We start from the raw sequence: 25,245 nt of genomic DNA on the forward strand, positions 1-25,245 counted from the left end.
TCTACAGTAATAGTGACTTTATTTTTTATTTCCTCCAAAAAGTAGAACAATTTACCTTGTCCCAAATATTAAATTCAATCATTTTATCAAGCAGTGTATAATCTACTGGTACGTTCCAAGGGATTCTTATCAGCTCCTTTGTATAGTCATAGCCAGCCTTTACAATATCATCCTCTACATGGGTTATCGTTACACTTTCAGGGGCGACAGCTAAATGTTTCTTAGAAACACTAAAGCCAATAATAAATGTTCCGTGATCTGTAAACATCGGTTGATTCCATTTAATTTCAGTGTTTAAATTGGGATATTTATTTTTTATCCAAGTAAACACTTCCTCTGTTTTGTCTCGTTGGGATGAGTTATCTATCCCTCCTAAAAAATCAGAAAAAACTCCCATGTTATTCCCTCCCAAAAAATTTATAGATTTCGAAAAGTTCTTAAACACTTTATCGTAAATACTACATATGAATTTGTCATGCACGCTCTACAACAACACCTTATCTGATGGTGTAAAGTGTCCCATACTTTATATATGGGACACTTCAACAGAAAAGTGCGATAAATCTGCCATGTTTATACCTTTAATATATTCTTTAGACTTACCCGTTCTTACCTTCCTAAACTCCTATTAGGGTAAATAATCTTTAACCTCTGTATGGAGCTAGCCAGGCACTTTGTTCCTCTAACTTCATTTTGGTTAATTACTAGTTCTACGTCGATAAGGATAGCCAAATGTTTAGTGCCAACCTACTCAAAAATCCATTTCTAAAGAAATTGGACAGTGATCACTTCCCATAATCGATGTATGGATTTCTGCCTCAGTAATCAGTTCTGCGACTGATTGTGAAACAATAAAGTAATCGATCCGCCAACCAATATTTCTTTCACGTACTTTACTCATATACGACCACCAGCTATACATCTCTGTTTTATCAGGATAGAGAAATCGGAATGAATCTACGAATCCGCTATTCAATAAAGCTGTCATTTTACCGCGTTCCTCGTCTGTGAAGCCAGAATTTCCTTTATTTGATTTAGGGTTTCGCAAGTCAATCTCAGAGTGAGCGACGTTTAAATCCCCAGTTAAAATAACAGGTTTCTCTTGATTCAGCTCATGTAAATAAGCATACAGTAAATCTTCCCAAACCAAACGGTACCCAAGCCTCGCCAGGTCACGCTGTGAATTTGGTGTATATACATTTACAATAAAAAATTGGTCAAATTCCAATGTGATAGCTCTGCCTTCTACATCGTACTCATCATTTCCTATTCCGTATTTAACCGATAAAGGTTTTTGACGAGAAAAAATTGCAGTGCCTGAGTATCCTTTTTTAACGGCATAATTCCAGTATTGATAATAACCATCGAGTTCAAGATTAATCTGGCCCTCCTGCAGTTTGGTTTCCTGCAAGCAAAAAATATCAGCGTTTAATTCTTTAAAAGTGTCCAAAAACTCTTTTCCAACGCAAGCTCTTATCCCATTAACATTCCAAGAAACAAATTTCATGCCTTAACTGATCCCCCTGCTAAATTTCTATCTTTTGTATTCATTTTTCATTATAACAAATCGAGTAGATGAATGACCCTTTGGGCACCTTAATGGGAAAGGAGAAGTGATTAACGATGGCAAAACGTAGAAAGATTTTAGTACCTGAGGCAAGAGAACAATTAGATCAACTAAAAGCAAAAGTGGCACATACTAACCATCATGACAGAGCTAAATATGAAGTAGCTAAAGATCTTGGCATTCCCCTGAATGAAGGCTATAATGGTCGAATGGCTGCGGTAGATGCCGGTAAAATCGGCGGCAAACTCGGTGGAAGTATGGTGAAGGAATTAACTAAATTAGCAAAGAAAAATTTATTAAGGCATTAAAAAAAAGCCTCTCAGGCTTCAAAATAGCTATGTGGAGAATAATAATTGCTGAATAATGAGTGCGACAGTTTTTCCAATAATTTTATTAACTTACTCGATGGTACAAGATTAATGCTCGTTAACGCAATTACAGCCAATCTTTTAACTCCCTAATTGCTGTCTCACTCTCACATGATTTTAATTTAGTACACCAATCTTCAGACGCTATCGAAAGATCATCAATTTCTACTGGTTTAGACCTTATTTTGTAATCATACAGATGATTTCAACAATGCTGTCATAAGATAAACTTCCCTTAATCCCTTATAAATTGACAGCTTGTTGTAAAAAATAAGCGTCTTTATAGCTACACTTCGATTAAAAGGTAAGTAAATACGTATAGGTAATCTTGCTTTTTTAGTTGGCAACGCTCCTACTATTACCAGTTTTTCTTTATCAGCTTTAATTTATTAATAAACCATAATCCCTTCACAGGTAAATCCTCATGCATTATTATAAATCCTTTTATTATTTCTGGAATGTAACTCGCTGCTTTCATAAAATTCTACGAACTCAGCAGCCATATTCTTAACTGTCAAGGTTTTCTTCAAACTATTCTGTGCATGTACCATCAATTGTGATACATTCATGATTTCTCCGTCTGTATCTTTCTGTATTAAAGAAACTTGCGACTGATGAGCCATTAGAATGGCATCTGTTGATTCTTTCAATTTTTGGTGAGCCAAGTTATAATCTCCGTGCTTCGCTGCAGCAATGGCTTCCATCGCACAACTCCGACCGTCTCCACCATGGAGAATTAACCTGAATATTTCTACTTCATTCATCATTTTCCCTCCATCCTTTAGATTTGATCTTTTATAAGCCGGCAGTCCTCGTGTCTGATTCTCCACTATGCTCATCTATAGTTTCATACACTTAATACGTATCGGATTAGAATTTCCATTTAGTGTTCCATAGTCTAATACTCATCCGTGATGATAATAAAACAATACCCCTTTTAAAGGCTTTACTAACCAGATATTTAACACGTTCTAAATTCCATAGTCATCAGCATTCGTTATTAATATTTAAATATAATTATAAATCCTTCGTTTGAGTTACTATTATCTAGTGGTTCCAAATTTAACGAATAGGATAATCATCAATTAAATACTGTGCTTTAGATCCGGCGTCTATTTAACTCTCTGTAAACACTGTGCAGTTTCAGAAGGATACACATGGCTAATATGGCATCTTATTTATTTGGCAATAATGAAAAAAGGAAGGTCTCAGCCCTCCATTAATCATCTACTTTAACCTCTATTAATAGTAATCTAGCTTTATCAGGTAACTGAATTGGAGTTGGATCGCTCTAAACATGTATCTTTATCGATCTTAGATAATAACAGCTGAGCTCCTCGATCCTCCTTTGCCTTTTCAAGGACCCTCCACCATGTCAGCCACATGTCAAGCATCCTTATAATTCAGGGAATTGCAAAGGTTACTTCATAGTATTTATATCCTGATAACTACCTTACAAATCAGCATACAAAGAAGAAAGTAAATTAACTACCTCCAATCAACTTATCAATTGTTTTTACTCTTTTCTCACCTTTGTATGTATTTTTTCTCCCTTGGCAGAACCAGCTCATCTATACCTATTCGTTTCTAAAAATCTTCTTCTAGTTGAGGACTATTTTTAAGAAGCTAAAATTATTAAGAAATATTAGCAGGTACAAAATCATAAATTAAAGCCTTGAAGAACATGTTTTCAACGCTTTTATGATTCCCTTATTTAGATTGCTGCTTTCGCCTTTTCCGTTCCTGATATTTCTCTTCAGCACGCTGATACAACTCTTTTTCCAATTCTGTTTCAGGTCGTATTTTAGGTACTGATGATGGCTTCCCTTCTTTATCAATTGCAATCATGGTAAGAAATGCCTCAGATGTTAGTCTTCTTTCTCCCGTCATAAGGTTTTCTCCTTCAACCTTCACATAAACTACCATAGAGGTATGGTGTGACCAGGTTACAAAAGCTTCCAAACAGATGGCTTGCCCTGATTTAATGGGTGCATGAAAATCAAATGAATCACTTGATGCGGTAACCACGGGCTTTCTGCAATGACGCATTGCTGCAATTCCGGCGATTTTATCAACATACGCCATTACCTTACCGCCAAAAACCGAATTGTATTGGTTTGTATCAGCCGGTAAAACTAAATCTGTCAAATATGTTTTTGAGACATTTGGTGCTTTTCCTTCATTGTCCATGCTCACGACCCACCACCCTAATATATTCCATATATCCCAATATACTATAGATGAATAAAGACTGCCAAATGGCAGTCTTGTCAGGAAGTTTATTCTTTTGTTTCTGTCCCTTTCAACTCGACTTCACGACCCGCAAACAGCAATAAAATGTTTCAACAATTTATCCATGCTGGCATCATGTTTACGTAATTCTTCAGGGTGGAATTGTGTCCCCATAATAGGTTCATTTATCCCCTCAAAAGCTTCTATTAATCCATCTTCAGCCTTCGCGACTGGCTTTAATCCTTTACCCAACACTTTTATGCCTTGATGATGGAAACTATTTACGTCCACTTTATCTTTTTTAACAATACTGAAAAGTTGGCTGTCCTTTTCTAAATAGACCGTATGAACTGGCTCAGGCCTCTCTACATTGGATAAATGCTCCAAATTATCTTTATTATTATCCTCTTTATCTTCTTCTACATGCTGGTAGAGACTTCCCCCTGCAGCCACATTAATTAAATGCGCACCTCTGCAAATCCCAAATAAAGGTTTTCCCTGTTTACGTGCTTCATTAATGATTTGGAAATGTGATACATCTAAACCCTTATTTGTGATTCCCAAATCCTCACTCGGCGGCTCATTATAAAATTGTGGATTTACATCTATACCGCCAGTTAATAAAATACCATCCACCATGGAAACCCATACTTTAGCAAGTTCTTCATTTCCTATTGGAAAAATCAGTGGAATTCCACCTGTTTTTTTAATTGCTTCTGAATAACTTAAATATACTGTTGTCGTTTGGTTTCCTTCTATTTTTAATATATTGCTTGTTAACCCAATAATCGGTTTATCATTTTTCATATCTGTATTCCTCCCTCAGCTACATCCCTTTTCCCTTATTACAAATCTTTTACTCTAGTAAAAATTTACATCACATAACTACACAAAAAATAGCAGCCCAATTATGAGCTGCTATCAATTTAGTAGTATTAGTGAATATTTTTCTTTTCAAAGCTCCCGCCCATAACATCTGAGACGTTCTGGATCGCTATAAAGGCATTTTCATCAATATCATGAACTAAATCTTTTAATTTAGCCAATTCGAGACGTGTCATTACGCAATAAACCATTTGCGTATCTTCCTTTAGGTAGCCACCTTTTGCATAAATAAACGTGGTTGATCTTCCAAGACGATCCTGAATAGCCTCTGAAATTTCTTCGTAATCGTTAGAAATAATCGTTACAGATCTAGATTCATTTAAACCTTCTACGACGATATCCATAACCTTAGCGGCCATATAATACGCGAAAATAGAATACATTGCAGAATCCCATTCAAACACAAAACCTGCAGCAATAAAGATGAAAACATTTATGAACATAATGATTTGTCCAACTGGTAATCTAAATTTCCTAGATAATAAAATCGCTATGATCTCTGTACCATCAAGGGCGCCGCCAACACGAATGACAATCCCAACTCCAAGTCCAAGAATCAATCCTCCAAATAACACAGCCAGGATTTTCTCATCTGTAAATGGCTCAACATGATGCAGCATTGCTGTACTAACAGAAAGCACAGCAATACCATAAATAGAGGAAATAGCAAACGTTTTACCAATTTGTTTGTAACCAATATAAAGGAATGGCAAGTTAATAATAAAGATGAATAGTCCCAACTGTAGTTTGGTTATATGGGAAAGCATGATGGATATCCCAGTTATTCCGCCATCAATAACACTGTTTGGTACCAAGAAGAGTTCCAATGAGACAGCCATCAGGACTGCACCAAGTGTAATGAATAAAAATCTCGTTAGTATTTTAAATATAGATGCTTTTTTATGTGTTTTTGGCAAAACTGTCCCTTCTTTCTTTATAAATAATTATGATTTCGATTGATAAACCGAAAATTTTTGAAGGATGGAATTTAATACCTTCAATTCATCTTCATCCAATAAAGCAGCATATTTCCCCAAAATTACTCTGGTGTTTTCTCTTGCCTTCTGAAGTACTCGAACCCCATCTTCGGTAAGTGTTACAGCTACTGATCTCCTATCCTTCTCATCCTGTACTCTGGAAACAAACCCATGTTGAACCAGCCTTTCAAGCATAACTGTGATTGCACTTGGTTTCACTTTTAGGACATTTGCTAAATGTTTTACATTTGTCACTTTTTCTTGTTCAATTTTATTTAACAGATGAAATTGAGATCCGGTAATCCCCAAATCCTGGTGCTGTGTAATTTCCGACATAATGGTTCTTACGGTAGAAATCAATTTATCTTCAATATCTTGCAAATGAGGTTCTTTACGGTTCATTTTTTATTGCCCTCTCTCATATAGAGAATATTATTTACTTTTCTTTTTGCTTAATTATTATATCATAAAATAATAAACCATGTTAATAATTAAACACTTTAACTAAATTTCATCTAGACAATTAAATACAACGATTAATAATAAGACTGCCCTTCGTTAAGCAATTATTATTAGCATGTAGAGAACTAAAAAAACATAAAAAAGAACGTGGTTACCCACGTCTCTTAATCAATTTATTTTATACATGCGTTTTGCTTGATTCTTTTACTTCCTTAATCCAATTAAAAGGATCGTCTATTTTTCCATTTTGTATTCCAGTGATGGTATCATATAATTTTTGTGTCGTGTTACCAATTTCACCTTGATTAACAGCCAGAATTTCATCATTCCATAGAAACTCACCAATTGGAGAGACAACCGCTGCCGTTCCCGTACCAAAGGCCTCTTCCAAGGTCCCATTTTTATTTGCCTCAATGATCTCCTGTATTGAAACCCGACGTTCTGTTACAGGGATATCCCAGTGCCGTAACAGCTGGATAATAGAATGACGAGTCACTCCATCCAAAACACTGCCGTTCAACGATGGTGTGACAATTTCACCATTTATTTTAAAGAAGACATTCATGCTGCCCACTTCTTCAATATACTTTTTCTCAATTGCATCCAGCCACAGTACCTGTGAACAGCCAAGTGCTTCTGCTATTTCTTGCGCTTTAAGACTGGATGAATAATTCCCTCCTGTCTTCGCCATACCCGTACCGCCTTTTACAGAACGAACATATTCTTTTTCTACACCAATTCGAACGGGGTTTATTCCTTCTTTATAATACGCTCCTACCGGGGATAAAATAATCATAAATTGATAATGCTTGGATGGTGAAACACCTAAATACGGCTCAGTAGCAATAATAAACGGACGTATGTATAAAGAGGTTCCCTCCCGATCCGGAATCCAATCTCGATCCATATCAATAAGGAGTTCCAAAGCTTTGATCGCAAACGACTCATCTATATGAGGAATGCATAAACGATCATTGGATTTATTCATACGTTCAAAGTTCTTCTCTGGCCTAAATAGAAAAACACGATTATCGTGAGTATGGTAAGCCTTTAATCCTTCAAAAACCGTTTGACCATAGTGGAAAGTCATACAGGATGGCTCTAATGTAATGGGTTGATAGGGGATAATCCTTGGATCATGCCACCCACCCATATCTTCATCATAATCCATGATAAACATGTGATCGGTAAAAATTCTACCAAAACCAAGTGTTTCAGCGTTAGGCTTTTCTTTTTTATAATTGGTTTGTGTTATAGATATTTGATGAGTATCCATGTGATGTCCCCTTTAAATTGTCAGAATAATTAATAAAATTAATTGTACTCCTCAAAGGGGTAATCCGCAAGTATCAAACCTACTATTAATTTAAAAATCCCATTTTAATGGAAATATATAACCAACCCTATAGATTGCTTAATCTTTAGACCTCATAATAATGTACGGTTGAATATGCCCTGTACTGTCCTTACCTAACTTTTCAATCTGCCAGTCATTGTAATTGGCCTCGTAAACATTAATCATTTGAAATGCTTCTGATTGATTGGAGCTTGATAAAACATATTCTTCATGAGGGTTTGATTTTCTTTTAATATGGAAAAGGTAGAGCGGCTGTTTAATTAAATATTTTAGTCCCAGTAACTCTTCCAGTTTCCTTTCAAAGGAATCTAATTTTTTTAATGAATGCTTACTATTTTCACAACTTGCATCTTGATCTCCCAAATCATGTACAACTGTCTTGTGTTCACCATATTTATAAACCACTCTGGTGATACAAGTTGGGCTATCCGGTACAATGTGTGCAGTGGTTTGATAGATAAAATTCTTGTAATCAAACGTAAGCAAGAGATCCTCTATTTTTTTAATTCGTTGCTTGGTAACCGTAAAGTTTTTAACTCCTATACATGAAACATGCTTCTCACCTTGCCAACTTACATGTCCTTCACTTGTGAGTGTTGCCTGATAGATTGGGGATACACCAAGGCATGATGTCCGCGAGATGGAAATTTCTTTAAACAACTTTTAAAATCCTCCTATTAGTCCAAACTGGTCTTTTTATGCTCTGATTTTCTATATATATCACCGTGCTCTATTTTCAAACATATCCCATATGATTATCCTATGGTACTTATGCATGAGGAAAGACCAATGAAACTTATAATAAGTTATTTTTTCTCATTAATTAAAGACTAATATAGTCTATTTCATGCATATTTCCCCTTTAATAAATGAGATAATTTTCTTATTTTTGAATTTAAATTTAGTTCGTAATAAGTATAAAAAAAACGTTCGTTTATTTTAGCTTCTAAAAAAATGAGAAAGTATGTTAATTTAGTGTCAAGTTCTGAAGTTAGAATAATGGTTAGCTTGTTTAATCGAGGAATATTGCTATATGAGAACTTTTGCCCAAGAAAAAGAATGGAGTTTCTACAACCTGCTTAGCCTGCACATATGGTAGGATCGTTTTAAAAACAGGCATCCAAACAATACATATTGATATTCACTCTAATTATGAAAAGCAACATGTTCTAATCTGACACTTCTAATCTCACTAAAATTTTACATTCTTATCTATTTTATCATATATTACAAATTATTGTGTAAACATTTTCTGAGAATAGAAATCCCCGATTTTGCCTATCCTATTATTGATGTCCTAACTGGGCATTGGAACGTATCCTACTGATGGGGTGATAAGCAATGAGTTATCGGAATCAGTTAGATCCACACTCTTCTCTTTTTCACCATAACTGGACAAGGCGGAAGCGCTCAAAATCACAGGTTAATGGACATACAGAAATGTCCCAAACCAATATTATTTTGAGAAGCAATGCGAAAGCTCACCGCTGGTAAGGATGCCTTCAAGAAAAAGACGCCGAAATCGGCGTCTTTTTTTCTCTTTACAATTCATCAAATCCATTGGAATCTGTTGTTTTTGTATATTGTCGTGATTTTTGTTCAAAGAAATCAGTCTTGCCTAAATCTACTTCCTGATATGCAACAATCCACCCTGGGTTTTTATCGGGAACATCTGAAAATGGCGGCCTGCCATTTATTTTGGCAGCTGTTGCAGAAAATGTTGGACAAAAGCTTCAGATTCCAGGCGAATCCCAATGTACGGGGGCTGAACCCGCCTATTTGCTTCAAGCGGAATTCCTAGCCAAAGAACTTTTTGATCCATAATAACGAAACTAAAACTTGGTCCATCCTGAAGATGGATATCAGGATCTAAATAGGAATGGGAATCAGGAGAATACATCATTAACCTTGTCCTTGAATTCCTTATTTTTACTTTTTGAACAAACTCTTGTGATAAAATACTGGAATTTGGCAAGGAGAGAATAATGGAGGAATGGGCTTGTTTTATATCTTCATAAAACCCTTCCAAATTCCGTGCGTAAATCCATTGTAATTTCGGATGATGATTGGTAATCCACTTGCCTATTTGGTCCATTTTGACCATTTGGTTCCGTTTCATCTGATACTGAACGAGCTGATGAAGGGTTTTAGAATGGGATACTTTTGATTCTATAAACTCTACATCGCTGACATGAATCAACTTTCCTTTTGTCCTAGTTATCGCAACATTAAGAAGTCGTTCACTTTCCCTTCCCGTCAATAACATACCAGCCCGATTTTGAGGATAACTGTCCACACTGTCAAATACCATTAATTCCCGTTCACTTCCCTGGAAACGATGGACAGTGGCGGCCAAAATATCATGAAGACCATTATCTTCTCCGTACAAGTCTTTAATTAACGTTTCCATTAACTGCGCCTGTGCGCGGTATGGGGTAGCATAACCGATTGATTTGGTACCGGTGCTATAAGCTTCATGGATAATCTGAAAAGATAATAACAGGTTCATCAAATTCATTCTGGATCCGGAGGAAGTACCCGTAAAGCAATGTTCTCCGGTAAAACTTGTATTTAACAACACAGATGCACGATCTGGGAAAGGTGACTTTGAGACGATTTCTTTTTTATTTATATGGACACTTGGATGATCTCCTACTAATGAATTGTAAACATATTGATTCGTGAAAGCAGAGATGTCAGGATGCATTCTCCGCTGTTCTTTTAATAGAAATAGATGCGTATGAAGTTTTCCCCCACGCGCAATATCAGCAACTCCGGCACGGTGAAAAATATCCTCTTTCAACCAGCGGTCTACAAGTTCTCCCCGTGAAACGGCGATAGGAGGCAATTGCTTAAAGTCTCCACAAATAATACACCGCTTGGCAAGAGAGCCGGCAAATGCAATTTGCGGGATAAAGGCCATACTGGCCTCATCAATCAAAACAAGATCATACTCTTGTTCATATATACTTGCATCCATTGCAGCTTTAGCGAGAGTCGTGCCAATTATATAGGCATTTTTCAAGAGATGGATTTCCTTTTGCCTTATTTTCTCTAAGATTCTCCCTAGCTTTTTTTCCAGGTCAAGCAGTTGCTCTGAGTCACGTACGCTGAATGACATAGACAAATCCTTTTTAAGCAGTCTTTTTTCTTCAGCAATCGAGTCTCTTTCCTTTACTAATTGACCATCATGACTTTCCAGTAATTTACCAGGTAATATATCCCCATGCATCAGAAGCCCTTCACCAGTTTGAGAGCCATACCGTAATATATCCCCTTCTTGAAAACGATCCGCTCGTTTAACAAATCCCGTAATCTCAGCAAGCAGAACATCAACAGCCTGATTGCTATGAGAGAGAACTAAAATACGTTTCTTTTTAAAATACTTATTGGCTGCCGTTCGAGCCAGCGTGTATGTTTTTCCTGTGCCGGGCGGTCCCCAAACAAAGGTGACCGGGTTATATTTGGAACGGGCGTATAGTTCACGAACCGAGCTTTTACTTGTTTTGTCTACCCGTTTATCAGGCATGGAAGGCTCCATAATACGTTTAACCCGACTTCTTTTCCGCTTGCTTTTTCTTATATCATCGAGTCTTTCGATCAACTGATCCAAGAGTTCCCATGGATCATGATAAATCGTAGCTTCCTCGATCAATTCCCCTATTGATTGATCAAGAGATAAGAGTAAACTATTGCCTTCAGAGGATAGAATTCTGGCATCATAACGACTGCCGCCCCATTCCAGTTTAGCATTTGTTCCAACAGGGATTCTCAATACACTGGATGATTCAAAATAATACGTAAAAGAATCACCTGATGTAATCTTATTACCATTCATCAAGTGATAGCGTGTGCTTCCATATTTTTTTAGATACTGAATTTCCTCTTCAAGTGCTTCCTGCCATTCTTCTATATATTCTCGTGTTGAATTCATTTTTTGTGCCCCTCAAATTATAAACCTAATTTATCTCCAATTTGATTACTATACCACACAAACATCAACTCGAATAGGGGATGGCACGTTCATCTAATGCGGAATCTACGCCTAAGTATTCGTTAAGATATGATCGAAACGTGCCTTTTTTATATAGTGGCCATGATTCATAGTAATGTATAAAGAATATTTATTAATTTTTTATAAACATTTGTTTTAGCGATGCAAAGAAACCATTCTTTTTTACGGTTTGTTCAGCCTTATTTTCAGCTGATTGCTCCATTAACATAATATTTTCCTTATTTATGGCATGATCATAAGCCAAGACCAGCCCGTTAGGCGAATTATATTCTTTGTTAGTAACGATTTTAAATTGAATTCCAAGTTCATCTGCTGCTTTAACAAATTTGGATAGATGGGAATAATTGATGTGCCCATTTAAAAATAGTTTAGCTTCCTTATTCGTTTTTAATAGTTCCATAAATCCATTGGGAATTTGTTTTTGAAAAACCTGAGCCTGTGTCAATACGACTACAACACGTTCACGTATAGTCCCCAAAAATTCTTTTCGTTCAGCAGGCTTTATCTCTTTAGCCCCATGAATTCCTTCTTGTAAAATATCATCTACTGTTTTCTTATTCATGTCATTTCCTCCTTGAGTAATAATCAACATATGTAAGGTATTTGGAATTGATCATTTGTATTTGTTTAGTTTAATAAAGGTCTTCTAGTGTTTCCTCAGTGCAGAAAAACGTGTAAATCTCTCTTACATTTTTAGTTTTAACCCTATACTTTATGTATATTAATGGGTATAGCTTCTCAGTAATTAAACCGAATCCATATCAAGCACTCATAGTGATATATAAATATAAAAAGACACCTGTTAAAAACAGGTGTCTTTTACGAAAAATTGAGGCGAGTCACCACACTCCACATAGTGTGTACCCGAAGGTCTGTGATCGACTTACACAATTCAGCTCATCGCATATATTAATATAACATTACGCCAAGAATTTTGCAAGTATTATTTACGATAAAGCTTCTGTTAATGCTGGAACCACTTGTTTCTTACGGGATACGACCCCTTTAAGAACTGCTGTATTGTTTACTAATGTTACATTGAAAGCTTTCTCAACAGCCGCCGCTTTTTGACCAAGGGCAAGCGCAACAGAATCATTAGTTAAGATATCCGTAACAACCAATAAGAATAAATCCAGACCCTTTACACTAATAGTTGCTTGCATGATTTCTTCCAATTCAGCTTGCTTCGCCATCACTTCATTCGTATCTACTGCATTAACTTGCGCAATTTCCACTTTGGAAGTACCCATGGAGAATTCTTTAGCATCTAATGAAATTAATTCTGCAATTGTTTTCTTGCTTAAATCTGCACCTGCTTTTAACATTTCTAATCCATAAACATCTGCATCTACGCCAGCAATTTCAGCTAATTCCTTTGCTGCAGCCACATCCTGTTCTGTGCATGTTGGAGATTTGAACAATAAGGAATCAGAAATGATTGCAGATAACATTAATCCCGCCACTTCTTTTCTGATTTTAACACCGTTCTCTTTGTAGAGTTTATTTAAAATGGTTGCTGTACAACCAACCGGCTCTGCACGGTAGTACAATGGATCAGCTGTTTCGAAGTTGGCAATTCGGTGATGATCAATAACTTCTAAAACTCGTACTTGCTCGATATCATTTGCACTTTGTTGTCTTTCATTGTGATCCACAAGGATAACTTCCTGTGCTTCCTCTGAAACTTTCTCAACCAAACGGGGAGCTGCCATTTTAAATGTATCAAGTGCATATTGCGTTTCACCGTTAATAGCACCAAGACGTACCGGCTCAGCCTCAACACCTAACTCTTTTTTTAATTCCGCATAAGCGATTGCCGAACAAATTGTGTCCGTATCTGGATTTTTATGTCCAAAAATCAATACTTTACTCATTTACAAAAACTCCCTTAATATAATTATGTACTCCATTTACATACACGCAAACGGAAACTTCTTCGACCATTATACCTGAATGCACGATAATTTTTAAGTTTTTGGAGCAATTTCATTTGAAAACAGAAAATTAATTTTACCGTCCTTCCATTCAATCGCTGCATCAAATGATTTTTCTCCCTTTTTAAATCCTTTAATGATATTGGTTTTCCCAACACTCAATAATTTCTGCATATTGGTTTGGGAGACCTTTTTCCCAAGAATTTTTTTCGAGAACGTGAATTTACACTGGTTTTGGCGATAATTCGCACATCCATAAAACTCACCCTTATCGACAATATCCCCTTTACAAAGTGGACAAGCGCCTACTTTTTTCCCGGTTGTAAACTTGGAAGAAGTACGTTCAATTGATTCAACTTTTAATCCTGTAAAATCCCAGGTTTCAAAACCTTTCACAGCATCTTCAATAATTTTTCCGGTTAGTTTCTTTGTCTGTTCCATGAATTGAGCGGCTGATGCTTTCCCTTGCCCGATTTCCGCCAAACGTTGTTCCCATTTAGCTGTCATTTCAGGTGAGGCCAATATTTCATCACCTATCGCCCTAATCAAAACTTTCGCTTTATCGGTCGCATACACTTGATTCTTGTTTACATTAATATATTTTCTGTCCTTCAGCATAGTGATGATTCCTGCTCTTGTTGCTTCTGTACCTAATCCTTCAGATTTCATTAATACTTTTTCGAGCTCTTCATTATCAAGATGTTTTCCGGCCGTTTTCATTAATGTAATTAATTGTCCCTCAGTATACCGTTTTGGCGGCTGTGTTTTTCCTTCTTTTACTTTAACGTTCTTTACTTTTCCCTCATCATCTTTTTGAACGTTCGGAAGAATGGTATCTTCATCCTTTTCTTGTTGAAAAATAATTTGACGCCAGCCTTCACGTATTTGCTGCTTCCCTTTTGAAACAAACTCTGCTCTTCCATCTACCAACGTGATTAAAGTTGTATAGTCAAATATAGCTGACTCATAGTGAGCTGCAATTAATCGGCGTACAATTAAATCATAAATATTTCTCTCTTCTCCCGAAAGCTTCGCTGGGTTTTTAACCTGTTCAGTAGGAATAATTGCATAGTGATCAGATACTTTCTTTTCATTAACGAAGCGGGAGTTATTTATTATGGATGGATTGGGAACTGGTATAAAAGGTTTATATTCCTCAAACTGGGCCAGTTTTGCCAGGATTTCCGGAAATGTTTCTGCCTCCCCTCTGGTCACATAGTTTGAATCACTCCGCGGATAAGAGACAATTCCCTTTTGATACAATTTTTGCGTGATATCCAGTGTTTGTTTAGGAGAATACTTGTACATTTTATTGGCTGTTGCCTGCAAAGCCGATAAATTAAATAATAACGGTGGCTGGAATTCTTTACGTTCTGTCTTCATTTCTATAATCTTCGCGTCTTTATTCTTGCAAAAAGCGGCGATATTTTGCGCCAGCTCCTGTTTATCCAGCCGGGACTCCTGATCCTTTTCCCATTTGCCTTCATAGATACTCCCATTAATATCAAATGTAGCAATAGCTTCCCAAAATGGTTTGGATTCGAATTTTTCTATCTCCAATTCACGTTTTACGATCAAAGCCAGTGTAGGAGTTTGCACCCTTCCTGCAGAGAATACATCATTCATTCCTTTTTGTTTGAGCAGCAAGGAATAGGCTCTTGATGCATTCATGCCAACAAGCCAATCCGCACATGATCGAGTATAGGCTTCATGATAAAGAGGTACTGTCTCCTGGCTGTCACGTAGGCTGTTAAATCCCTCTATAATTGATTTTTTTGTTAAAGACGAGATCCAAAGTCGCTTCATCGGTTTACGAATGCCGCTGACTGCAATGATATTACGGACAATTAATTCTCCTTCCCTCCCGGCATCGCCGGCATGGATAATTGAATCTACATCCGCTCGCTTCAACAATTGCTTGATAATATTAAACTGCTTTGTTTTTGATTTTGTCACTTCATATGTAAATCTATCAGGAATGATAGGCAATGTTGCAATGGCCCATTTTTTCCACTCAGGTTTATATTTTTCCGGCGAGGATAGCTCAGTTAAATGTCCAATCGCCCACGTACATAATGCCCCCTGCGGAAAAACATCATTAGGAGCAATCTCTAAATATCCGTCACGTTTTTTGAAAGAGAATGGTGAGGCCAGCGTAACTCCTTGATCCGGTTTCTCCGCGATAATCAATGGAAATCCCATGTTCAGGTCAAACTCCTTCTATGTATATTTAAAACCTATTAAAGCTTAACTGTTTAAAAAGTCCACTTCTAATAGTACCATGTTTACCGTTTTTATTGTTACATCTATCTTACTACAAAGATTCTGAAATGATTAATCTGGAAAAGGATGGATAACGAAAATTGATTAGAGTATATTTAGTGGTATAACCCTTCGTAACGCCTTTTACTGTTAACCATAAGATCAAAAAAAGGCTATCTGATAGATGAAATTTTGAAGTGAGAACTAATCGATTTGATTAAATAAAAGGAAGTATATGTATGGAGAATATTCATCTTGCTCAACATTAGAAGGCATACGAAGCTCACGGGATTTAAAATCAAGTTCCAACTGGCGTGCGCGTACTCCTGAAAGGACAATGAGGTGTTTTATGTTTTAAAAAATTAAAGAAGGAGGATTTACATGAATAAACGAGTGAATAATTTTTTTACGTTCGCTTTATCTGCTGTGCTTCTATTCATGTTAGTTGGTTGTACTGAAAAAAAGGAAACGAAAAAACAAGATGAAAATATTCAGACCATCGAAGCTGTATTACAGAATAGCCTTACAGGACCAAGTGATGAACTGAAACAAATATTGAATAGAGAAACTGTACAAAAGCTTAGAGCCCTAAATCAACATGAAGAAAAGCTATTTAAAAATTATTTTGCAAACGAAACTTCCTATACAGAATTTGTTAATAGCTACGGTTCAACTTTAATGATTCAACCGTATCGCGATCATTACCATTTTAAGATTAAGGACATTGAATACGAAAAGGTAGACGCAGAAGATAGCGTTTATAATTTTACAGTAGAATTACAGCTCCAAAAAGATAGTCGTGAAAAATCAATAGTTGAAATCATAACTGGGCAAGCAAATCTAAATGATGAACATAAAATTGAAGATATGGTAATCCACATTCAAGATTTATATAAATCTTTGATTCATTAAAGGTAAAATTGCATTTTTAGCCCATCAACCGAACCCGTTACTTAATTGATGAGGTTTTAATTGTGTACATGAACTGCTTCTGAGTCATTCATCTGATTTTCAATCAATAGCGAATCAAAAAGAGGTTGTCCGATTAGTCTCTTAAACGACGACTCACGGGACAACCTCTTTCTTCTATTGAGATTACCAGGAATAATTATTCTATTTAATGAACTCCAGCTTAAGTAGCTGGCAGCTCATCTCCATTATACTCATCCTTAATTTCCCCAACGATTTCTTCCAATATATCTTCCATCGTGACGAGACCGACTATGTTCCCTTTTTCATCAACTACAATTGCCATATGGACCCGACTCTGTTGCATTTTTAATAAAACGGCTTTAATGTGAGTGGTTGATTTTAGACGCGGCATATCATGAATAAAATCTTGAATTTTTTTGTCTCTCCCAGCTGCCACACTTGTCAGCATTTCCTTTGTATTAATAAACCCAACGAGAATGTCTTTATCTCCATTTTCCGTAACTGGATAACGGGTATAATCATGATGATCAAGTGTTTCAAGAATTTCTTCCAGAGACATTTTTTTATCTAAAGTGACAATTTGATCTCTTGGAATCATAATATCTTTTAGCATCCGTGCATCAAAAGCAAAAATGTTTTCAAGATAAGCCAGCTCTGTTTGATTAATTTCTCCATTTTCGTAACTTTGGGTTACAATTAATTTCAACTCTTCTTCTGAATGGACTGTTTCATGACCAGACGGCTGTACACCAAAGATTCGAAGGATTAATTGAGCTGAGCCATTTAATGCATTGATAAAAGGTTTTGTCACTCTTCCGAACCAATATAGCGGTGGAGATAAAAGCAAAGCCAATTTTTCTGCATATTGAATCGCCAATGTTTTTGGTGCAAGCTCTCCTACAACGACATGTAAAAACGTGATGATGAGAAGAGCGATTCCATAGGAAAGGATGGTAGAAACTGATTCTGATATCCCCCATTCCTCAAATATGGGATGAAGCATTTTTTCAACAGTTGGTTCACCCAAGGCACCCAACACTAATCCTGTAACTGTGATACCCAGTTGACATGCAGACAGATAATAGTCCAAATTCTCCGCTACTCTCTTAGCAAGAGTTGCCTTTTTGTTTCCTTCTGATACCAATTGCTCAATTCTTGACATTCTTACCTTTAAAATGGCAAATTCAGCACCAACAAAGAATGCTGTCAGTCCAATAAATATAGCTACTAAAAATAAATTTAAAGCGATTGATCCGTCCAATTATTTCCCCCTAAAGAGGGATTCACCTCCAAGAATAGTAACAAGATTAGTTCTCAGTAAACCCCTTTAGATTATTTCTTACCTTTTTGAGTAAACAGTACTTGTTTAATTTGATGATTATCCATCTCTTTTACAGACCATATATGATCCCCATGAACGACCTCATCACCATCTTGTACTGTATCGACATTACGGTATTGAATCCATCCTCCAATGGTATCGACATCTTCACTGTCCTCAAAATCGAGGCCAAACTGATCTTCCAGCTCACTCAATAGAACACGGCCATTTATGAGATACTGATTTTCTCCGACTTTGCGAATATCAGCTACTTCATCCTCATCAAACTCATCACGGATTTCTCCTACAATTTCTTCTAATACATCTTCCATTGTAAGAATTCCTGATGTACCACCATATTCATCAATGACTAAAGCCATATGTACCCGTTCCTGTTGCATTTTTAACAGTGCATCCTGTATATGTGTTGCTTCAAGAACATAAGGTAAGTCTCTTACAAATTCTTCGAGTTTACGTTCTCTTTTAGCAGCGATATGAGTCAGCATTTTTTTCACATTTACTACACCGACAATCCTGTCTTTATCCCCATCTTCAACAACCGGATAGCGTGTGTAGTTATGCTCATCAATAATACTCACGATTTCATCATAATTCATATTCAAATCGAGCGTAACCAACTCAGTTCTTGGAACCATAATATCTTTAGCTACACGTTCATCAAACGAAAACACGTTTTCCATGTACTCTAATTCTGTTTGATCAATTTCACCACCCTGAAAGCTTTGGGCCATAATAATCTTTAATTCATCCTCAGAATATACCTCATCATGGCCTGCAGGTTTGACTCCAAATGCACGAAGGATGACCCTGGATGAACCATTTAATGCTTTTATGAAAGGATACAACACTCTGCCAAACCAATATAAAGGCGGAGCTAGCATTAAAGTTAGTTTTTCAGCAAACTGGATTGCCAGCGTTTTGGGTGCCATTTCACCCACTACTACATGCAAGAAAGTAACCAGTATAAAAGCAATCGCATAGGATGAAGCCGATGCAACTGTATCAGGCACATCCAAAAGGTCAAACAAAGGATTCAAAAGACCTTCCACTGCTGGTTTACCCAATGCACCAAGTCCTAATGTGGTTACGGTAATACCCAGCTGACAGGCAGAAAGATAGTAATCAAGGTCACTTGCTACTTTCTTCGCAAGCACTGCTTTTTTGTTTCCTTCTGAGATTAATTGATCAATTCGAGACATCCGAACTTTTACTACCGCAAACTCAGATGCTACAAAGAACCCTGAGAGTCCTATCAGTATTACAAGTAAAACAAGATTGATTATCGTGATTATGTCCAATTATTTCCCTCTATAAGAGGGATTCACCTCCAAAATATTTGTAAAAATTTTACTAGTTTCATAGTGCTTACCTTTTCGTTATTCATTTCTAAATACTCTTCTGCATGCATAATGCCAAGCCGAGAATCTGAAAAACTCTCAAATTGGGTATAAAAATAAATTTAATGTAGAAATTAATCGAAATCCTTATTTATTATGATAGGATTCAATTAAAGAAGAGTGAATGCGGAAGATCCTTCTCTAATGAAAAACATCTTTAACTGGAGTCTGTTTCATTGGTTTATTATTCAAGCCATTCACTTTCTATATAGAAAGCCTCCTTGGATAATATATTTAGAGAATACTATAACATAAAACTATTGTGGTAATAAACTGATACCTCTTATGAATATAATAAATTCTTTATAAAATTCATAATTTAATCACATACCTACTATATACAAGTGTATAATTCATGTTAAACTTGCATGAATTGTTATAAATTAATTTGTTATTTTTCATGAAATAGAATGATCATAGAAAGTTATTACTTATCTAATTATCTTCTATTTTTGCAAAAGTATAAAAAGGTTTGACACTCACTATCATATTCTATATTCTTTCAAGCTTAATATTGTGGTATTATATAGCGAATGAAGAATATTCTGTAATAACATCCACTGATTCCGTGTATTTTTTAAACTTTCCATTGTGTTCGATCCGCCCCACTCTTAAAAAGGTAATTTTCAATATAAAGAATTTAAATATTTATGCAACGAATAATAGTAGAGTACAGACAGTCATGCATTTACTAAATATATGTGAGGTTGAATATGGATAAAACCGAAAAAGAATTACTTCTTAAACAAATAAGTGATTTAACTAATAAAGTAAACGAGATGGAAAGCATAACCCATAAAATTTCCGTCCCGATGATTCCGTCCATAATACCTGATACGTTACTCGTTCCTTTAACCTTTGACATATCAGCAGCTCACTTCGATCTGGTCATTCAAAATATCTTAAATTATGTAAATAATACGGAGATTGATTCTATCGTGCTAGATTTTAGCGGATTCATTCTTACGAACTGTGATAATTTAGAAATACTGGGAGAGAATATTGGTAGCTTAATATCTTCCTTAGAACTAATGGGGATTAGAGTTCTCGTTGTTGGCTTAACACCTGTATTCGTAAAGACCCTACTCTCATGCCAATTGCCTTTTCCCAATTCACTTAATACTTTCTCGACCTTTAAATCAGCTCTTGAATATTTAATGAAGAAAAAAGGCTTAGTTTTAGTGAAGAAACCACTATAATAGTGAATATTGTACATGGAAGACTACGCTTCTTTTATAAATTAGCCTTTTAAAAAATAATTATTAAAATGTTCAAGAAAGTTGACCTTTCTGAATAATATTATTATAATTATAAAGTATCTTACATAAGTCCCAGTAGCTCAGCAGGATAGAGCAACAGTTTCCTAAACTGTAGGTCGGAGGTTCGAATCCTCTCTGGGACGTAATCAGTTATATCAACATTCCTCTACATTTCCATTATCCTTTTTTGTTCACCCACTGTAGGACATTTTCTCCTGACACTATGAGACAGAAAGGATAATCTACTGTGCCGCGCAATTTCATTATGAATCGCAAATATTCCACCGATTTAAACCATTATCACCCAATTGATGAAACACACACCATAAAACATGCTCTTACTATATTCTTAGCTGAAAAACGTTTAGAAGGGCTGCGTAAACGTACACTAGACAGTTATGAATCCACATTCCGCTACTTTCAAGATTACTTAAACGAATATTTCCCATCTGTAGAAAAGGTACAAGATTTAAAGAAAATACACTTTCAAGAATACATATTTAAAATGCAGGAAAATACGCTTTCCAATTACACTATTAACTTTAGGTTACGGAACTTTAAAACATTTTTTACTTACCTACAAGAAGAGGAAATAGTAAAAGATAGTCCTGTAGCTAAAATAAAGTTATTGAAAACGGATAAGAAAACAAATGATACCCTATCAGATGAAGAAGCAAAACAATTACTCCGCTCTTTGGATACTGTTTCATACGCACAATGGCGAGATAGAATTCTTATATTATTGCTATTAGATACTGGAATGCGTATCACCGAATGCCTTTCTTTATGTATTCAAGATATAGATTTTCAAAATAGAGTAATTGCCTTAAAGGGTTCTAATACTAAAAATCGTCAAACAAGATATATTCCTTTTAGTCAGCCTGTAGGAAAAGAGTTAAATAAGTTAATAACGGAAACAAAATGTTACTTTGGGGAATCTATTGAACACATCTTTTACAATGCCTATGGGGATAAGTTTGAAACGGATACCTTTCGGAAAAGGTTGCAACGCTTAGAAAAGAAAAGTGGTATTCACTGTACACCACACATGCTAAGAAAAACATTTGCAACAAACTATATTAACAAGGGTGGGAATATGTTTGCTTTACAAAAGATACTAGGTCACAGTGAAATTAAAACTACTGAAATATATGTGAATCAGACCGATAAGCACATAAGGAATGAACATGATTCCATCTCGCCTACTAAGTCATTCTTTGAATAGTACATCCCATCTGCTTTAGTGTTTCAACCTATATACTTTGGTAAAACTTGTACCAGGTTCTCCTTCTCCAGCAACGCAAAATCAAAATGCTATCCAATTATATAGAGCAGCGGCCTTCTAAGCCACTGCTCTAACCTTACTAACAAATTGTATTTTTACTTTCCTCTACACTTCGGACACCACTTCCCTTGTTGAATATTGTTAGGCTTTGCTTCCCAAATATGGCCTTTTGAACATTTCCAAACTAACTTTATATGAGCATTTACATATTCTTCCGATAGGCATAATCCTTCTCTTTTTGCTGCTAGTATTTTCATATCATCTATACTCTTTCTTTGCCTATCAGTATTTTTCTTTACGCTACATAGTTTGCACCATGAACCAGCCTTAATATTATTAGCTGTACTCATCCACCGATGACCATTTGAGCATTCCCATTGCAAAGGTGTGTGATTGTCTATGTATGAATTACTTAGGCATCTACCATTTCGTTCATTTGCAATCTTCCGCATCTCTTCAATCGTTCCCCTACGTTTATCTGCGCTTTTTTTACTAACACACTTCCTACACCATGCTCCATTTTTAATACTATAGGCAGAGCTTTCCCATCTGTGCCCTTCAGTACATTCCCAAAGCATCTTTGCATCTACATTTTCATAAACTTTACTTAAACACTTTCCATTACTAGACTGAGCTATTTGTTGTAGTTCTATTAATTTCTTTATTTTTTTCTGTTCATTCTTCAGACTATTACATGTAGGACACCATCTGCCTCGTTTAATATCCCCAAGAATAGATTCCCAAATATGCCCTTGCTGACAACGCCATTTTAATTTAGATGTTGAATTATTATACTCGCTTGATAAGCATTCTCCACCATACTCTCTTGCAATATGCATGGCGTCTTCTATGGAAGGCTTTAAACATTCTCTACACCAGGAACCAGCAACAATACTTCCTGGTGTTGCTTCCCATACATGTCCTTGTTTACATTGCCATTTCAACTTACTGGCAAAATTCTTATATTCTGTAGAGATACATTCTCCATTTCTCTCTCTAGCAATTTTTGTCATATCTAAAAAATTGTATTTTTTCTTTCCGTTACAACTTGGACACCAAGTTCCTTTTTGAATAGCAGCAGGTGTCGCATCCCAGATATGTCTCTTGCTACATTTCCAACGTAGCTTAGTTGAATTATTAACATATTCATCTGAAATACATAAACCACCTTTTAATTCAGCTAATTTCTGCATATCTTCAATTGTTTTTTGTCGTCCGCTACATCTTGGACACCAAGAACCTTGCTTAATTTGGTAAGGTGAACTTTCCCACACGTGCCCCTGCTCACATCGCCAAACAAGTTTAGTATCTACACCATTATAAACAGGTGACAAACATTCTCCATTTTTACGCTTAGCAATTTCGATTAATTCATCTAAAGGCTCATAACCCCTATAAAATAATGTCCAATCAATGTTAGCATTACTGATAACTATTCCTTTTTTAGACAACTCATCTTTAATAAATTGTATTTTATCATTATCCGATTCAATTTTATACGGAATTATAATTAAAGATATATCTTCTTCCTCACAAAGTAACTTCTTTTTCTTATCTCTTTCAAGTTGAGATTCAAAATCAATGAGATTTCTATGAAAATAATCAATAAACTCATAATGTTGTATACCGTTATATTCAAAAGCTATTTTCAATTCGGCATTATAGCCATCTAATTCTAAATTCCCTTTTAATACTTTCCTTTCTTTGTAAAAAGGCTTCATTAATAATGATTCAAATATAAATCTACATTTCTCCTCATGTAGGTTATTTATTTTTACATTACAAATTGAACACCAAACACCTTTACTTACTGAATTTGGCGTCAATTTAAATTTATGACCGTTAGTGCACTCCCATAGCATTTTTTCATCGATACTTTTATATTTTTGGCTTAAACAATTCCCTCCTTTATCAAGAGCTAGACTTTGACAATAAGCTAAATCTTTTTGAGAATTCCATACACATTTTGGACACCAGGTGTTGCTATTAAATAGTGAGTTAGGTGTACTCTCCCATTTATGACCTTCCGAACACTCCCAAAGTAGCTTTTTTGTCATAGATTTAAATACTATAGAAAGACATTTACCTCCCTTTAATTGTGCAAGTTTTTGCATATCTTCTAGCTCTCTGTGCTTTCCTTTGCAATACGGACACCATTTACCTCTACTAATATTACTTGGTAGAGCAGACCATCTATGACCTTCTTGGCATTCCCATTCTAAGTGAGTATTCATATTTAAATAGACATTAGATAAACATTTACCATTTTTTAATTCAGCTAGTTTTTGCATTTCTTGAATTGTTTTTCTTCTTTTTTTAGCAGTTTTTTCTCTACTACATGTTGGGCACCACTTACCTGCTTTAATATTATTTGGAGTAGCCTTCCATATATGATTATCTTGGCATTTCCACTCTAAATATTTGTTATTGCCTTGATAACTCTTAGAAATACATTCCCCTCCGTTTTTTACAGCTATAACTTGCATATTTTCCAGTGTATCTCTTCGTTTTAATCCTCTATTTTTTCTTCCGCATATAGGACACCATTTACCATACTTAACATTGGATAAAGTAGCTTCCCAGGTATGGCCATCTCCACATTCCCAGTTAAGTTTATATTTCCAGCCATTAAACGAATCCGATAAACATTTACCGCCTCGCTCATTAGCAATTGATTGAATTTCTTCTATAGTAACCATAGATGCATTATACCTCTTCCAGTTATGTAATTATTAAACAAAATAAAATCTATATTTATTAAGTAAAAAAATAAGTTATAAATTAAAACTATCATCAATATCCCTTTGAATGGTTCGTTCATTTACACCTAATTCATTAGAAGCATTCTTCTTAATGATGATTCTCCTTTTCTGAAACCGTCATACATCTTGAGGACTTTATTTTTGCTCCCTTATCTTTTTCCACACAAATCACCCTCAGTAGATACCAACTAATTTTACCAAATAACAT

At 35.6% G+C, this 25,245-nt stretch carries 21 protein-coding genes, 1 tRNA gene and 1 pseudogene; 6 read left to right on the plus strand and 17 right to left on the minus strand.

Annotated features, from left to right (window positions below):
• Nucleotides 1-25: 25 nt before the first annotated feature.
• Together AC4G3L_RS01480 and AC4G3L_RS01485 are read right to left on the minus strand one after the other, a co-directional pair.
• Nucleotides 26-397 carry an iron chaperone gene (locus tag AC4G3L_RS01480; RefSeq protein ID WP_491075205.1) on the minus strand — a complete coding sequence of 124 codons (372 nt, stop codon included), beginning with the start codon at nt 395-397 and terminating at the stop codon, nt 26-28.
• 354 nt (nt 398-751) lie between these two features.
• Nucleotides 752-1,507, minus strand: a complete 756-nt coding sequence (locus AC4G3L_RS01485; protein ID WP_491075206.1) for an exodeoxyribonuclease III — start codon at nt 1,505-1,507, stop codon at nt 752-754.
• A 116-nt stretch (nt 1,508-1,623) separates the two neighbouring features.
• Between AC4G3L_RS01485 and AC4G3L_RS01490 the strand changes: the two genes are divergently transcribed.
• Nucleotides 1,624-1,875: an alpha/beta-type small acid-soluble spore protein gene (locus tag AC4G3L_RS01490; RefSeq protein ID WP_491075207.1), complete on the plus strand. Its 252-nt coding sequence runs from the start codon at nt 1,624-1,626 to the stop codon at nt 1,873-1,875.
• A 482-nt stretch (nt 1,876-2,357) separates the two neighbouring features.
• On the opposite strand, the gene AC4G3L_RS01495 is transcribed toward AC4G3L_RS01490, so the two are convergent.
• From AC4G3L_RS01495 to AC4G3L_RS01525, 7 genes are all read right to left on the minus strand, one after another.
• Nucleotides 2,358-2,702 carry a PTS lactose/cellobiose transporter subunit IIA gene (locus AC4G3L_RS01495; protein ID WP_491075208.1) on the minus strand — a complete coding sequence of 115 codons (345 nt, stop codon included), beginning with the start codon at nt 2,700-2,702 and terminating at the stop codon, nt 2,358-2,360.
• Nucleotides 2,703-3,645: 943 nt separating this feature from the next.
• Entirely contained in the window at nt 3,646-4,125 is a 480-nt protein-coding gene (locus AC4G3L_RS01500; protein WP_491076217.1) for an acyl-CoA thioesterase, read from the minus strand.
• Between the two features lie 123 nt (nt 4,126-4,248).
• Nucleotides 4,249-4,974, minus strand: a complete 726-nt coding sequence (locus AC4G3L_RS01505) for a gamma-glutamyl-gamma-aminobutyrate hydrolase family protein (protein WP_491075209.1) — start codon at nt 4,972-4,974, stop codon at nt 4,249-4,251.
• Nucleotides 4,975-5,102: 128 nt separating this feature from the next.
• Nucleotides 5,103-5,969, minus strand: a complete 867-nt coding sequence (locus tag AC4G3L_RS01510) for a YitT family protein (RefSeq protein WP_491075210.1) — start codon at nt 5,967-5,969, stop codon at nt 5,103-5,105.
• A 27-nt stretch (nt 5,970-5,996) separates the two neighbouring features.
• Entirely contained in the window at nt 5,997-6,431 is a 435-nt protein-coding gene (locus tag AC4G3L_RS01515) for a MarR family winged helix-turn-helix transcriptional regulator (RefSeq protein ID WP_491075211.1), read from the minus strand.
• Between the two features lie 238 nt (nt 6,432-6,669).
• Entirely contained in the window at nt 6,670-7,767 is a 1,098-nt protein-coding gene (locus AC4G3L_RS01520; protein ID WP_491075212.1) for a branched-chain amino acid aminotransferase, read from the minus strand.
• Nucleotides 7,768-7,905: 138 nt separating this feature from the next.
• The gene (locus AC4G3L_RS01525) at nt 7,906-8,508 is read right to left on the minus strand and encodes a DUF6438 domain-containing protein (RefSeq protein ID WP_491075213.1); all 603 of its coding nucleotides are present in this window, start codon (nt 8,506-8,508) and stop codon (nt 7,906-7,908) included.
• Nucleotides 8,509-9,189: 681 nt separating this feature from the next.
• Here AC4G3L_RS01525 and AC4G3L_RS01530 point away from each other — a divergent pair.
• Nucleotides 9,190-9,342 carry a YpzG family protein gene (locus AC4G3L_RS01530; protein WP_491075214.1) on the plus strand — a complete coding sequence of 51 codons (153 nt, stop codon included), beginning with the start codon at nt 9,190-9,192 and terminating at the stop codon, nt 9,340-9,342.
• Nucleotides 9,343-9,389: 47 nt separating this feature from the next.
• Here AC4G3L_RS01530 and AC4G3L_RS01535 read toward each other — a convergent pair.
• The 5 genes and pseudogenes from AC4G3L_RS01535 to AC4G3L_RS01555 form a co-directional block, all read right to left on the minus strand.
• A pseudogene (locus AC4G3L_RS01535) lies at nt 9,390-9,497 on the minus strand (ribonucleotide-diphosphate reductase subunit beta); the annotation flags it as partial.
• Between the two features lie 44 nt (nt 9,498-9,541).
• Nucleotides 9,542-11,782, minus strand: a complete 2,241-nt coding sequence (locus tag AC4G3L_RS01540; RefSeq protein WP_491075215.1) for an AAA domain-containing protein — start codon at nt 11,780-11,782, stop codon at nt 9,542-9,544.
• A gap of 193 nt (nt 11,783-11,975) precedes the next feature.
• Complete coding sequence (locus AC4G3L_RS01545) at nt 11,976-12,425, minus strand: YueI family protein (RefSeq protein ID WP_491075216.1); 450 nt, start codon at nt 12,423-12,425, stop codon at nt 11,976-11,978.
• A gap of 385 nt (nt 12,426-12,810) precedes the next feature.
• Nucleotides 12,811-13,737, minus strand: coding sequence for a manganese-dependent inorganic pyrophosphatase (locus AC4G3L_RS01550; protein ID WP_491075217.1), 927 nt, complete (start codon nt 13,735-13,737; stop codon nt 12,811-12,813).
• Nucleotides 13,738-13,830: 93 nt separating this feature from the next.
• On the minus strand, nt 13,831-15,999 hold the full coding sequence (locus AC4G3L_RS01555; protein WP_491075218.1) for a DNA topoisomerase III: 2,169 nt from the start codon (nt 15,997-15,999) through the stop codon (nt 13,831-13,833).
• Between the two features lie 441 nt (nt 16,000-16,440).
• On the opposite strand from AC4G3L_RS01555, the gene AC4G3L_RS01560 reads away from it, so the two are divergent.
• Entirely contained in the window at nt 16,441-16,971 is a 531-nt protein-coding gene (locus AC4G3L_RS01560; protein ID WP_491075219.1) for a hypothetical protein, read from the plus strand.
• A 220-nt stretch (nt 16,972-17,191) separates the two neighbouring features.
• Here the strand turns inward: AC4G3L_RS01560 and AC4G3L_RS01565 are convergent, their stop codons facing one another.
• Nucleotides 17,192-18,253 (minus strand): hemolysin family protein, encoded by a 1,062-nt coding sequence (locus AC4G3L_RS01565; RefSeq protein WP_491075220.1) that lies wholly within the window; start codon nt 18,251-18,253, stop codon nt 17,192-17,194.
• Nucleotides 18,254-18,324: 71 nt separating this feature from the next.
• Nucleotides 18,325-19,632 (minus strand): hemolysin family protein, encoded by a 1,308-nt coding sequence (locus tag AC4G3L_RS01570; RefSeq protein WP_491075221.1) that lies wholly within the window; start codon nt 19,630-19,632, stop codon nt 18,325-18,327.
• Nucleotides 19,633-20,444: 812 nt separating this feature from the next.
• Here AC4G3L_RS01570 and AC4G3L_RS01575 point away from each other — a divergent pair.
• The 3 genes from AC4G3L_RS01575 to AC4G3L_RS01585 all read left to right on the plus strand — a co-directional run bounded on the left by AC4G3L_RS01575 (nt 20,445) and on the right by AC4G3L_RS01585 (nt 22,215).
• Nucleotides 20,445-20,930 (plus strand): STAS domain-containing protein, encoded by a 486-nt coding sequence (locus tag AC4G3L_RS01575; protein ID WP_491075222.1) that lies wholly within the window; start codon nt 20,445-20,447, stop codon nt 20,928-20,930.
• 129 nt (nt 20,931-21,059) lie between these two features.
• A tRNA-Arg gene (locus AC4G3L_RS01580) sits at nt 21,060-21,133 on the plus strand.
• Between the two features lie 104 nt (nt 21,134-21,237).
• A complete protein-coding gene (locus tag AC4G3L_RS01585; RefSeq protein WP_491075223.1) occupies nt 21,238-22,215 on the plus strand; it encodes a tyrosine-type recombinase/integrase in 978 nt (325 codons plus the stop codon).
• Nucleotides 22,216-22,370: 155 nt separating this feature from the next.
• Here the strand turns inward: AC4G3L_RS01585 and AC4G3L_RS01590 are convergent, their stop codons facing one another.
• Complete coding sequence (locus AC4G3L_RS01590) at nt 22,371-24,974, minus strand: zinc-ribbon domain-containing protein (RefSeq protein ID WP_491075224.1); 2,604 nt, start codon at nt 24,972-24,974, stop codon at nt 22,371-22,373.
• Nucleotides 24,975-25,245: the final 271 nt, after the last annotated feature.

This window comes from Bacillus sp. z33 (assembly GCF_058313615.1).

Coding starts and splice junctions, on each gene's coding strand:
- AC4G3L_RS01480 (WP_491075205.1), bottom strand. CDS start 397: ATGGGAGTTTTTTCTGATTTTTTAGGAGGGATAGATAACTCATCCCAA.
- AC4G3L_RS01485 (WP_491075206.1), bottom strand. CDS start 1,507: ATGAAATTTGTTTCTTGGAATGTTAATGGGATAAGAGCTTGCGTTGGA.
- AC4G3L_RS01490 (WP_491075207.1), top strand. CDS start 1,624: ATGGCAAAACGTAGAAAGATTTTAGTACCTGAGGCAAGAGAACAATTA.
- AC4G3L_RS01495 (WP_491075208.1), bottom strand. CDS start 2,702: ATGATGAATGAAGTAGAAATATTCAGGTTAATTCTCCATGGTGGAGAC.
- AC4G3L_RS01500 (WP_491076217.1), bottom strand. CDS start 4,125: ATGGACAATGAAGGAAAAGCACCAAATGTCTCAAAAACATATTTGACA.
- AC4G3L_RS01505 (WP_491075209.1), bottom strand. CDS start 4,974: ATGAAAAATGATAAACCGATTATTGGGTTAACAAGCAATATATTAAAA.
- AC4G3L_RS01515 (WP_491075211.1), bottom strand. CDS start 6,431: ATGAACCGTAAAGAACCTCATTTGCAAGATATTGAAGATAAATTGATT.
- AC4G3L_RS01520 (WP_491075212.1), bottom strand. CDS start 7,767: ATGGATACTCATCAAATATCTATAACACAAACCAATTATAAAAAAGAA.
- AC4G3L_RS01530 (WP_491075214.1), top strand. CDS start 9,190: ATGAGTTATCGGAATCAGTTAGATCCACACTCTTCTCTTTTTCACCAT.
- AC4G3L_RS01540 (WP_491075215.1), bottom strand. CDS start 11,782: ATGAATTCAACACGAGAATATATAGAAGAATGGCAGGAAGCACTTGAA.
- AC4G3L_RS01545 (WP_491075216.1), bottom strand. CDS start 12,425: ATGAATAAGAAAACAGTAGATGATATTTTACAAGAAGGAATTCATGGG.
- AC4G3L_RS01550 (WP_491075217.1), bottom strand. CDS start 13,737: ATGAGTAAAGTATTGATTTTTGGACATAAAAATCCAGATACGGACACA.
- AC4G3L_RS01555 (WP_491075218.1), bottom strand. CDS start 15,999: ATGGGATTTCCATTGATTATCGCGGAGAAACCGGATCAAGGAGTTACG.
- AC4G3L_RS01560 (WP_491075219.1), top strand. CDS start 16,441: ATGAATAAACGAGTGAATAATTTTTTTACGTTCGCTTTATCTGCTGTG.
- AC4G3L_RS01575 (WP_491075222.1), top strand. CDS start 20,445: ATGGATAAAACCGAAAAAGAATTACTTCTTAAACAAATAAGTGATTTA.
- AC4G3L_RS01590 (WP_491075224.1), bottom strand. CDS start 24,974: ATGGTTACTATAGAAGAAATTCAATCAATTGCTAATGAGCGAGGCGGT.